Here is an 11,724-nt window from a genome sequence, read left to right as displayed (position 1 = left end):
GTCTTCTCAACGATTCGCTTTGCCCGGTTTTTGACATGCCAGACTCGCAACTTGCCCAGGGAACGTACGAGGTCCTCCGAAACCGCTTGCGCGAGGGAGCTGCGGATCTGCGTGGCCGCCTTGGAAAGCTTCACGAAGAGCGCTCTGCCGTCTTCGGAAACTTGGAAACAAAGCTCCTATCCACGATTCATGTGACGACGGAGCACAACTGCATTCCTCGCGATCTCTTTGCGTTCCAAGATCTGATCTTGCTCGGGAGCAATGTGCAGTTCGGGTTGAAGACGGAGATTGCAGTTTCGGACATCTTCTCCATCTACCGATTCGACGGGCAGCATGCGACATCGACTTCGCTGGGTCCCTTCGACGATAGCCGCTTTCATCGCGACTTTGCCGAGCTGGTTCGCTACTACAAGAATGCGAGCTTTCTACGGTTTTGGTTAAACGGTCCCAATCTCTACATGGTCTTTCAAACAGGGAAGACGATCGCCAACTTCAAGGCGTTTAAATGGGCGATCGAGCGGGACGCGATCCACTATGTCGACAATCGAAGCGAGGGGGAGATCCGGCCGATCCCACAAACCAGTTTCCCTTGGAAGCGAACCACGCGCGAGAATCATCGCGCAGGCAAGCATCCACACATCTCGATCGAAGACAAGCTCTTCGTCGAGTGCATCCACGGCGATTTAACGATCAAGATCGAAGACAACACCGAAGATGGTTTGGGTATTTATCGCGAGCCTGTGGACAGTCCAGACCAAACGCTCGATGACGCGGAAACCCTCTACGCGATCCTCGATGATTTGATCCTCCTTAAGATCCGGCCTTATCAAGAGAAGGATTACCGCCACTTCGTCTTTAGCACGAAGCGATCGGAGGCGAAGAGGATGGATGGGATCGGCAACGCCTGCATCTTGCTCCCCGATGATCACGGGATCATCATGCCCAATGGCTTTGTGCTCCAGTCGGGGGACTACAAAGTCATTGAGCATGGTCTTTCCTCCCTCGCCTACGATGGCCTTCGTCGTTCCCCGAACGGAGAAGATTTCCTTTACGTGTTCACCCATGGGGAGTCGGGGACCTATCTGCAACTTCGATACAACCTCATTCGACAATCGGTCGATACTCCGCTCGTTTGCCATGGGCAAGCTTTCTTGGCGGACGGATTGATGCTCAGCATGCGGGCCGACGAGCAAGCTCAGAAGCATCATGCGATCCAGGTTTGGCAAACGCCTTTTACCAGTCCCGACTATCGCCCTATCGTCCAAACGGACTCCTTGTTGTTCAAGATCGGCAATCAGGACTTGGTTCGCGGCATGTCCGAATGCCAAGAGCTTCTCAATCTCATCGATCGCGACGATTCCTATGCGGGACTTTATAACGATCTGGTAAAGCGTTCTACTGAGACGCTCGATACTTATTTTTGGCTCGACAACCCGGACGCGGGTGAGTTGGCCAAGCCGATTCGATTGATACGCGATGCGGCGGAATCGGCTGTCAACGAATTCGACAAAGTCGTTCGCGTTCGGCAGCAATCGGAAAAGGCATTGGCGGACGCCCAAACCGACGCGGCGGAGCTCATCAAGAAAGTGGATCGACAAAAGTTCGATCAGATCGAGCAATTCGTCGAGGGGCTAGCAAGCGTTCGTGCGCAGCGGGGCAATGTCATTCAGCTCAAAGAGTTGCGGTACATCGATCTCGCTGCTGTCGACTCGCTCGAAAAGGAATTGATCGAATTCTCGGAACGTTTGGGCAATCGATGCGTCCAGCATTTGCTGCATCCTGAATCTCTCAAGGTCTATCAGACTCGCATTGGAGAGTTTAAAGAACAGGGCGCGCAAGCGAGATCGGCGGCGGAAGGCCGAAAGGTGGAAGCGAACTTCCAGACGGTAGGTGGGTCGCTTGAACTGCTGATCGAAACCGTTTCCCAATTGAAGATCGAGGACACGACCCAGCGGACCGAGATCGTTGATCGCATTGCGAACGTCTTGGCGGAACTCAATCGGGAGCGGTCCCTGTTACGTGCCCAGTTGCGCGACGTGATCCATCGAGAGCTTGAATCCGATTACGCTTCGCAGTCGAAGCTGCTGGATCAATCGATGGCTGGTGCTCTCGAGAGCGCAGACGAGCCGGACAAAGTCGATACCGCCTTGACCCGTCTCCTTGTACAAGTCGAGGAGTTGGAAGGCCGCTATGCCGAATCGGATGATTTGCTCCTCAGGCTTACGGAGAAGCGGCAGGTCATCGCCGATGCGTTTGAAGCGAGACGGGTGCAACTCGTTGAAGCCCGGACGCAGCGAGCCAATTCGCTTGTCCTCGCGGCCGATCGATTGTTATCCGGCATTTCCGCCAAAGCGAATCGAATCGAAGAGCCCAATGCGTTGCGCGCCTACTTCGCTTCCGACATGATGGTCGAAAAGGTGAGAGGGATCGCCGATCAGCTACAGAAGCTGGGCGATTCGGTCCGTCAAGACGATGTGTTGTCGCGTCTCAAATCGATTGGCGACGATGCGCTGCGTCAGCAACGCGATCGTCGGGAGCTTCTCACCGATGGCAATCGAGTCATCAAGCTTGGGAGGCACGCGTTCAGTGTCAATCATCAAGCCATCGAGCTGACCACCGTTGCGCGGGGTGGAAGCTTACAGCTGCATATCACTGGGACGCAGTATTTCGAGCAGCTGGATGCACCGGAGTTGGAGCAAGCCAAGGATCTGTGGGAAGTCGCTTTTCCCAGCGAGACGCAAGACGTTTACCGAGGCGAAACGTTGGCATATTGGATGTCGACGCGAGTGGATGCGGATCATTTTCTGGCAAGTTCGCAGGAGGTTCGCATCCAGACGATTCGAGATTTCATGCAGACCCGTTATCAGGATGGGTACGCGCGGGGCGTTCACGATCAAGACGCGGAGAAGATCCTCACCGAGCTGTTGCGGACTCAAAAGGCTTTGGGATTGCTAACGACTTCTCCTAGGGTTCGGGCCCTGGCCATGTTGGTGTGGAGTGAGCTGGTCCCGGCCGAGGAACGCGGCGCAGCCCAGCAGTGGGTGATCGCATCGGACTCGATCGACAAGCTGGTTGGGGTAACGCAGCCCTCCACCGCCGTTCGGATGCATGTGAAGCAGCTGTTGGAATCCTATGGTCGTGAATTGGTCAGTTCCGATTCCACGTTTGACAGCCGGGACCTCGACCAGGCCGCGGGCTTTTTAGTGGATTCGCTTCGCCAGCCCTCCGGAGTGTTTCCCGAGTCCCCTGAGAGTGCCGCATTTCACAAAGCGATACTGAGCAGCTTGGAAGAGAAGCGACTGGTACTGCTCCAGCAGTCGCTGGCATCGGACACGCTCGGCTGGAGCGAACGGTGGGGCCTGGCCAATCGCTTGGCCGTTGGTTTCTGGGAGTCCCGGCAAACGGAGCTGCTGGCGAGTGGGATCGACAGAGCGTATGCACCGGAAGTCGCATGGCGGCTCCTTGCTGCGGTGCAGCCGGTTGTTTCTGAGTCGGGGGTGACGAGCAAGACCTCAGCGAAACAAGCTAAAAAGGCGGAACCGAGCGGATTGCAGGGAGAGTGGGCAAAGCCTGTGAAGATTGCGGGGTTGATAGGGGATCATCCGAAGGTTCAAGGAGGGGAGTTGGTGTTTCAATACCACGATTTCTCGGAGCGACTGAATCGCCATGTGGCCGACGTCGTGCCTCGATGGGAAGCGTTGCAGAGGACGAAGCATGAGTTAGCGTTGCGAGCGGACAAACGACTCAAGACACATGACTTGAAGGCTAGGGTATTGACGAGTTTTGTGCGAAATCAGTTGATCGACACGGTTTATCTGCCCCGCATTGGAGATAATCTTGCAAAGCAGATCGGGGCTGCGGGGGATGCCAAGCGAACGGACCGCATGGGATTGTTGCTGTTGATCAGTCCACCTGGGTACGGCAAGACGACCCTGATGGAATACATCGCCAATCGGCTTGGACTCGTCTTCGTCAAAGTCAATGGTCCCGCGATTGGTCATGGCGTTACTTCGTTGGATCCTGCGGAGGCTCCCAATGCGGCATCGCGTGAGGAAGTGGAGCGGATCAATTTGGCGTTGGAGATGGGGGACAACACGATGCTCTATCTCGATGACATCCAGCATTGCAATGTGGAGTTGCTGCAGAAGTTTATACCGCTGTGCGACGCGACCCGCCGGATCGAAGGGGTTTGGCGAGGCAGCTCGAAGACCTACGATTTGCGGGGCCGGAAGTTTGCGGTGGTGATGGCGGGGAATCCTTACAATGAAAGTGGTGAACGGTTTCAAATTCCGGACATGCTCGCCAACCGCGCCGACGTTTACAACTTGGGAGAGATCATCGGGGATTCTCAAGAAGCGTTTGAGATGTCGTATTTGGAGAACTGTTTGACCAGCAATCCGGTACTGCAACCCCTTTCGAGAGCGTCGAATCAAGATCAGAGGACGCTCATCCAGTCGGCGTTGCGAGGGACGACGGAGGGGATCGACCTTGAAGCCAATTTGTCCGTCGACGATGTGCGAGAGATGACCAGTGTGTTGGCCAAACTGCATCGAATCCGCGATGTGGTATTGACGATGAATCGAGAGTATATCCGGAGTGCCGCTCAATCGGATGATTATCGAACCGAACCACCTTTCAAGCTCCAGGGTAGTTATCGGAACATGAATCGCATCGCCGAGAAGGTCGTTTCGGTCATGAATGATGACGAGTTGAATCGATTGATCCTGTCGAGTTATGAGCAGGACGCGCAAACTCTCTCTCGGGATGGCGAATCGAATATGCTCAAGTTCAAATCGCTGCTGGGAATCCTCAACGAGACAGAGGGAGCGAGGTGGAAGGAAATATGCAAGACATTTGCACAAAAGACGAAGCTCAAGGGTTTGTCAGACGATCAAGCGACGGCACAAGTGATCAGCAGTATTCTCGGCATTCAGAGCGGGTTGGATCATATTGGCGAAGCGATTGGATCGGCTTCGGGTCTCCTCATCGAGGCGGCATCTCAGCGTGAACAACAGAGTGCACTGGTGGACTCGAAGCCGCCTGAGTCGCGGGTGGTGGTGCAGCATGCAGTACCAAGGGTGATGACCGAGTTGATACGGAGTCAGTTTCAATTGTTATATGATGGCCTTCGACCGGTGTTGGAGGAAGTTGTCCAGCAGCGGCAGAGTGGCGAGCGATTGCGGCAGACAATCGCCGATTGCTTGCGTCGGTATCAGGAGATGGAGGCCAAGGCCAAAGAAGGCCCCGAGTCCCTCGGGGAAGAAGAGTAGTGAGGGGCGAGTGGCGAGTAGCGAGTAGCGAGGAGCATGGAGCATGGAGCATGGAGCATGGAGCATGGAGCATGGAGCGAGAGGCGAGAGGCGAGAGCAACTTCGATCTGTTGTCCTCAACAGATCTGCGTTGCCTAACGCGTGGCGTCAGCTAAGAATCTCTCCCCAGACCTCCTCTCCCTTGCCGTGCAAGGGAGAGGAGGACTGGTCGATAGAACGGTAGTACTTGGCGCAGGAACAGTCGAGGACGACTGTTCGACGTTGCTCTCTTCCTCGCCACTCGCCACTCGCCCCTCGCTACTCGCTCCTCGCTTCTCGCTACTCGCTACTCGCCACTCGGCTCTCGCCTCTCGCTGTCGAGGGGACTTAGGGCTTTATGTTAGCGATGGAGTTTGCATTCGAAGGCATCCACGAGGGCTTGCCAGCTGGCTTCGATGATGTTCTCGCTTACGCCGATGGTCCGCCAAGTCTTTTGTTCGTCTGCGCTTTCGATGTTCACGCGGATGCGGGCGGCGGTGCCGGCTTCCCCGTTCACCACTCGCACCTTGAAATCGACCAACCGCATTGAGTCGAGTTGCGGGAAAGAGGGTAGCAATGCTTTGCGAAGCGCGGCATCCATCGCATTGACTGGACCATGTCCTTCGGCCGCTTCGACCCGGACGGTTCCTTGCACTTGCACCTTGAGAATTGCTTCGGCGTAGGCTTCTGCCGTTTGGGCTTGAATGTCCCCTGCAAGCACTTGGTATTTGATCGTTTCGAAATGGGGCTGGTAGGAACCCGTGCATTTCTTGACCAGTAACTCAAAGGAGCCTTCGGCGGCTTCGAACTGGTAGCCTTGGTTTTCTTTCGAAACAATCTCTGCCAAGATTTTGTCTTGGGTCGCACGATCGGCTGGTAGGCCAGAGTCCTGCATCAAGGCGGCGATGTTGGAGCGGCCGGAGAGTTCGCTCACGAGAATGCGGCGTTCGTTGCCGATCTTGGCCGGATCCATATGTTCGTAGGTGTGCGCGAATTTGTTGACCGCGTGTACGTGCATTCCACCTTTGTGTGCAAAGGCGCTTCGGCCGACGAAAGGCTGTCCGCTCCGGAGCTGCAGGTTCGCCGTTTCGTACACATATCGGGAGAGTTCGGTCAAGTGATCGAGGGGGCGTCCATCGAGAACGCTGTAGCCCGATTTCTTGTACTGCAGGTTGGCCATGATGGTGACCAAGTCGGCATTCCCGCAACGTTCGCCGATGCCATTGATCGTCCCTTGGACTTGATCGCACCCGGCGTCGATGGCAGCCAATGAGTTTGCCGTCGCGAGATCGCCATCGTTATGGCAATGGATCCCCATCCGAACGCCGAGCGGGGCGAGGATCGCTTTCGCATCGGAGACGATTGCGGAGATTTCTTCGGGAAGGGTTCCGCCGTTGGTATCGCAGAAGACGATCCATTTGGCACCGGCTTGAGCGGCCGCAGAAACGGCTTGGAGGGCATAGTCGCGGTTGGCTTTGTAGCCATCGAAGAAATGTTCGGCATCGTAAACGACTTGCGCGTGTCGACCGAGAAACTCGACGCTTTCCGCGATCATGTCCAAGTTCTCTTGGAGGGAGACCCCGAGCACTTCGGTGGCGTGAAAGTCCCATGATTTGCCGACCACCGTGATGACCGGTGTTTCTGCAGCCACCAACGCTTTCATACCGGGGTCGTCGGCGGCGGCCAATCCGCGGCGTCGGGTCATACCGAAGGCGGAGACCATGCTGTTTCCAAGGTTCAGGAGTTTGACCTTCCGAAAGAACATCGCGTCCTTTTCGTTCGAGAGGGGGTAGCCCCCTTCGATCATATCGATCCCGAACTCTGCGAGCCGTTCCGCGATGTTGAGTTTGTCTTGAAGGGAAAGGCTCACTCCCTCCCCTTGGGTTCCATCGCGAAGGGTTGTGTCGTAGATGTGAACAGCGCGTTTGGTCATGGTGAACGAAAAGGAAAGGATTCGGAAACAAAAAACCCCTGATGCCGGGCGGCCTCAGGGGTTGGTAATTGTGCTGAACGTTCCAAAAGATCTCGCACCCCGAAGCCTAAGCGGGCTCGGGAATCGTAATGCTGATTTTGGAAGCCAACGCGGGAGACATGTAGGGTTCGGAATCGGGCTCGATGGAAATCGTGCACAATGGGAATGGAGTTTGGAGCGGTTTGGTCCGCTCGGCGTGCGATATATCGGCGTTCGATATCGCATGCAGTATAATCCGTGGTCGACTTCTCCGAAATGCCCCACTTCCTTTGAAACCATTCCATGAACCCTCGCTATGTATCGTTGGCCGACTGCGAACCTTTTGTGACCAAGGACGGGTCTATCATTCGCGAGATCCTGGCGCATCGCAATTCCTCGATTCGTCAGCAGAGTTTGGCGGAAGCGACGATTCCACCCGGGACAGCGACCGATGCCCACTACCATCCCAAGACCGAAGAGATTTATTTTTTGGTCCAAGGAGAAGGGGTTATGCATTTGGGGGAGGAGGTTTTCCGAGTCCGAACGGGGGACGCCGTCCCTATCCCACCCGGTACGATGCATTGGATTGAAAACGATCAGGAGCAGGAATTGAAGTTACTGTGTTGTTGTGTACCCGGCTACGAACACGACGATACCGTGATCGTTCCTAAACCTTCCGAGACTCATTGATTGCACTCATAAACCTTCGCGGGGAATTGGATATTCAGGATGCAGCGGACAGCCCACCAAGAGACGGATCGATCGAACTCCCAAGAGGACCAGCTTCCCCAAGTGGTCATCATAGGGGGCGGGTTCGGTGGCATGATGTGTGCGAAGCAATTGAAGCGAGCGAGGCTCTCCATTCAGTTGATCGACCGGCGCAATTTTCACTTGTTTCAGCCCCTCTTGTACCAAGTCGCGACGGGGGGACTTTCCCCGGCCAATATTGCGGCCCCCCTTCGAAGCATCTTTCGCCGGCAAAAAAATGTCCGGGTGTGGATGGGGACAGTCGTCGACTTCGATGCGGCGAAACAAGAAGTGCAACTTGAGGATGGATCGTCGATTCATTACGACTATTTGGTATTGGGAACTGGCTCGACCCATCACTATTTTGGTCGCGATGCCGATTGGGAGTCCATCGCTCCAGGGTTAAAGACCATTGAGGACGCCACAGTAATTCGGCGCAAAGTCTTGTCAGCATTTGAGAGAGCGGAAAAAAGTTCGGATCCCGATGATATCAAGCGATTGCTTACCTTTGTCATTGTCGGGGGAGGACCGACGGGAGTCGAGATGGCGGGCTCGATTGCGGAATTGGCCAAGCAGACCATGCGATACGACTTCCGTTCGATCGATCCAACGCAGGCGAGAGTGATTCTCGTAGAAAACAGCAAATTGGTTTTGGAACGCTACCACGTGAGCTTGGCAAATCGAGCTCGCTCCGACTTGACGAGCATGGGGGTGGAAGTGATGAACGAAACCCGGCTCGCCGAGATCTTGCCCGACCACGTCGAGGTTCTCCAGCAAGGGGAGTCGCGGCAGATCCCGACAGAGACCGTCATATGGGCTGCAGGGGTGAAAGCATCCCCGCTGGGCCGAAAGCTGGCCGAACGCTGCGGAGTTCCCGATTCCGTCGACCGAGGGGGACGGGTCGCCGTTCAGCCCGATTGCTCCCTCGCTGGGGCGCCCAACGTGTTCGTGGTCGGAGATCTCGCCAACTTCACCACTCCCGATGGGAAATCGTTACCCGGAGTTGCACCGGTGGCGATACAGCAAGGCGTCTATGTGGGGAAGCGCATCGCAGCCTTGATACAAGGTCGCTCGACAGGGCCGTTTCGATATTGGGACAAGGGGAACATGGCCACGATTGGACGATCCCATGCGATTGTCGAGTCCGGGAAGCTACGGTTGACCGGCAAACTGGCGTGGCTCGCATGGCTTTTCATTCACATCCTCTATCTGGCCCGTTTTGAGAATCGCGTGCTCGTCCTGTTCCAGTGGTTTTGGAATTACGTCACCCGAAATCGAACCGCTCGATTGATCACCGGAGGGCAGGAGGCCGGATTGGCGAAGAATCAGGCTTCGAACCCGTAAAATCGGATTGTCGAGCCCCTTCGCCCCCGCCTCGACTGGACGGAATGCCCCTTTCCGATAAAACTCTAGCCACTGCTCCTTTAGGTATGCGGCGTTCGATGTTCCGATCGCATTAGTTTAGCTTCATTTGCCCCCGTGGGATGAGCTGAAAGTACCGGCAGCCTGTCTCGATCGACACGAAGAGTATCTCTCCCTACAACCATGCCACTCATTGTTCAGAAGTTTGGTGGAACCAGCGTAGCAACCCCCGAAAAGATCCTGGCGGCGGCACGGAAAGCGATCCGAGCCCAGCAGGAGGGAAATCAAGTGGTCGTGGTCGTCAGCGCGATGGGGCACAACACCGATCATCTCATCGATTTGGCCAAGGAAGTCAACGAAGAGCCATCGGCGCGCGAGATGGATATGCTGTTGAGCACGGGAGAGCAAGTGAGCGTGGCGCTGATGGCGATGGCGGTGCAACGGTTTGGTCACAAGGCCGTCTCGCTAACCGGGGCTCAAATGGGGATCCGAACCGATAATTCCTTTACCAAAGCCCGCATTAAAACCATTTCGACCGAACGGATTCGCAAATTGCTCGATGATGGGAACATTGTCATTGCGGCAGGATTTCAAGGGATCGACGATGACTACAACATCACGACCCTCGGACGGGGAGGGAGCGATACCACGGCCGTTTCGTTAGCAGCCGTCTTGAAAGCGGACGCATGCGAGATTTACACCGACGTGGACGGCGTTTATACGACCGACCCGCGACTTCTCCCCGAAGCGAGGCAGATGGGGCAGATCAGCTACGATGAGATGCTCGAGCTGGCCAGTTTGGGGGCCGGTGTTATGCACAATCGTTCGATCGAGTTCGCGAAAAAGTTCAATGTCCCCATCCGCGTTCGAAGCAGTTTCTCCGATGCACCGGGATCGATGATCGTTGCGGAGCCTGAGTCGAATACCGTTCCTGTTTGCGGGGCCGCCCTCACGAAGGACGAAGCCAGGATCACCATTCAGGGAGTTCCCGACCAGCCCGGAACCAGCTTCGAGATCTTCAAACGATTGGCCGACCGCAAGATCACGGTTGACATGATCGTGCAAAACATCGGGCAGGAATCGCTTGCCGATATCTCCTTTACCGTTCCCAACGAAGAATTGAAGGAAGCCCTCCGAGCGGTCAACGAAGCAGCCAAGTTGGTCGGCGCGAGCGGCGTGACCCACGACGATTCCGTCGCCAAGATTTCCGTGGTCGGAATTGGGATGTCGAAGCAGACGGGGGTGGCGCAAAAGATGTTCGAAGCGCTTGCTGAGGCAGGCATCAACATCCAGATGATCACCACAAGCGAAATCAAGATCAGTGTCCTCGTCAAGCGAGCCGAGGCTCAAGCGGCGTTGCGTGCCGTCCACTCCGCCTTTTCGTTGCACAGCAAGCCGGACGATGCCCAGGTATGGGAGATCGGCAAGAAGCAACAGAGCGAATTGAGTGCGAGCGAGATCGTGGAGCGTCTTCGCAATTCCAACATGGAGCAGCTCACGTTGCTCGACATCTCGTTGGTTGGGGACCAAGCTCGCGTGACGTTGTTAGGTGTTCCCGACACTCCAGGGTTGGCAGAGACGGTCTTTAAAGAGGTCGCCAAGGCAGGTGTCTTCGTCGACATGATCGTTCAGAGCTGCGATGGATTCCAAGGGGAGACCAGTATTAGCTTCACCGTCCCCGAGGAGCAGATGGATCATTGTCTGCAAGTCCTCAAGGCGATGGATTACAAGTTCCGCAAGATCGGTGGTTCGAAGGACATCGCCAAGCTTTCCGTCAGCGGTATCGGGCTGAGAAGTCATACCAGCGTCGCGATCGCCATGTTCAAGGCTCTCGCCGATAGCAATATCAACGTGTTGATGATCAATACCAGCGAACTGCGAGTCAACGTCGTCATCGCCGGCAAAGATGGCGAGAAGGGTCTAGCATGCCTGCAAAAGACCTTCGAGAGTTCGCTGGTGTGATGAACGTAGCAACCGGGGGCGAGCGCCCTGCGGCTGACTGCGGCTAATGGTTCAAACAAGATTCTTACCCACTGATTGGAAATACGATGCAGCTAGCGCACATGGTTTACTTCACTCTGAACGATCCCACCGATGCGAACGTTCAGCAATTGGTCGATGCGTGCAAGAAGTATTTGGATGGCCATCCCGGTGTCGTTTACTTCTCCGTCGGAACTCTCAACAAGGAGCTTGCCCGTCCCGTCAACGACCACGGCTATCAAGTAGTCCTTAACGTTGTCTTTGAATCGCGGGAGGCCCATGATCAGTATCAGGTAGCCGAGCGACACCTGCAGTTCATCGCCGAACAGAAGCCGAATTGGAAGCAAGTTCGCGTGTTCGATTCGGACATCGTCTAACGCGCAGACTTAGCAGATC

Annotated in this window: 6 protein-coding genes; 5 read left to right on the top strand and 1 reads right to left on the bottom strand. The window is 55.6% G+C overall.

Annotated features, from left to right (window positions below; genetic code table 11):
* The first annotated feature begins 35 nt into the window (after nucleotides 1-35).
* On the top strand, nucleotides 36-5,270 hold the full coding sequence (locus SH467x_RS20665; protein WP_482368985.1) for a DNA repair ATPase: 5,235 nt from the start codon (nucleotides 36-38) through the stop codon (nucleotides 5,268-5,270).
* 379 nt (nucleotides 5,271-5,649) lie between these two features.
* Here the strand turns inward: SH467x_RS20665 and cimA are convergent, their stop codons facing one another.
* Nucleotides 5,650-7,221: a citramalate synthase gene (cimA, locus tag SH467x_RS20660; protein ID WP_482368984.1), complete on the bottom strand. Its 1,572-nt coding sequence runs from the start codon at nucleotides 7,219-7,221 to the stop codon at nucleotides 5,650-5,652.
* Between the two features lie 321 nt (nucleotides 7,222-7,542).
* Here cimA and SH467x_RS20655 point away from each other — a divergent pair, with 321 nt between their 5' ends.
* The 4 genes from SH467x_RS20655 to SH467x_RS20640 all read left to right on the top strand — a co-directional run bounded on the left by SH467x_RS20655 (nucleotide 7,543) and on the right by SH467x_RS20640 (nucleotide 11,705).
* Entirely contained in the window at nucleotides 7,543-7,929 is a 387-nt protein-coding gene (locus SH467x_RS20655; RefSeq protein ID WP_482368983.1) for a cupin domain-containing protein, read from the top strand.
* A gap of 39 nt (nucleotides 7,930-7,968) precedes the next feature.
* A complete protein-coding gene (locus SH467x_RS20650; protein WP_482368982.1) occupies nucleotides 7,969-9,330 on the top strand; it encodes an NAD(P)/FAD-dependent oxidoreductase in 1,362 nt (453 codons plus the stop codon).
* A gap of 201 nt (nucleotides 9,331-9,531) precedes the next feature.
* Nucleotides 9,532-11,310 (top strand): aspartate kinase, encoded by a 1,779-nt coding sequence (locus SH467x_RS20645; RefSeq protein ID WP_482368981.1) that lies wholly within the window; start codon nucleotides 9,532-9,534, stop codon nucleotides 11,308-11,310.
* Nucleotides 11,311-11,396: 86 nt separating this feature from the next.
* On the top strand, nucleotides 11,397-11,705 hold the full coding sequence (locus SH467x_RS20640; protein WP_482368980.1) for a Dabb family protein: 309 nt from the start codon (nucleotides 11,397-11,399) through the stop codon (nucleotides 11,703-11,705).
* Nucleotides 11,706-11,724: the final 19 nt, after the last annotated feature.

This window comes from Brakhagea slesvicensis (assembly GCF_052161625.1).
Lineage (GTDB): Bacteria > Planctomycetota > Planctomycetia > Pirellulales > Pirellulaceae > JBKCUI01.
The sequence above is the reverse complement of the archived record's forward strand: the minus strand, read 5'-3'. Positions and strand labels throughout refer to the sequence as shown.

Bases quoted from the DNA above. Each gene is read 5' to 3' on its own strand.
- SH467x_RS20665 (WP_482368985.1), top strand. From the start codon at position 36: ATGCCAGACTCGCAACTTGCCCAGGGAACGTACGAGGTCCTCCGAAAC.
- cimA (WP_482368984.1), bottom strand. From the start codon at position 7,221: ATGACCAAACGCGCTGTTCACATCTACGACACAACCCTTCGCGATGGA.
- SH467x_RS20655 (WP_482368983.1), top strand. From the start codon at position 7,543: ATGAACCCTCGCTATGTATCGTTGGCCGACTGCGAACCTTTTGTGACC.
- SH467x_RS20650 (WP_482368982.1), top strand. From the start codon at position 7,969: ATGCAGCGGACAGCCCACCAAGAGACGGATCGATCGAACTCCCAAGAG.
- SH467x_RS20645 (WP_482368981.1), top strand. From the start codon at position 9,532: ATGCCACTCATTGTTCAGAAGTTTGGTGGAACCAGCGTAGCAACCCCC.
- SH467x_RS20640 (WP_482368980.1), top strand. From the start codon at position 11,397: ATGCAGCTAGCGCACATGGTTTACTTCACTCTGAACGATCCCACCGAT.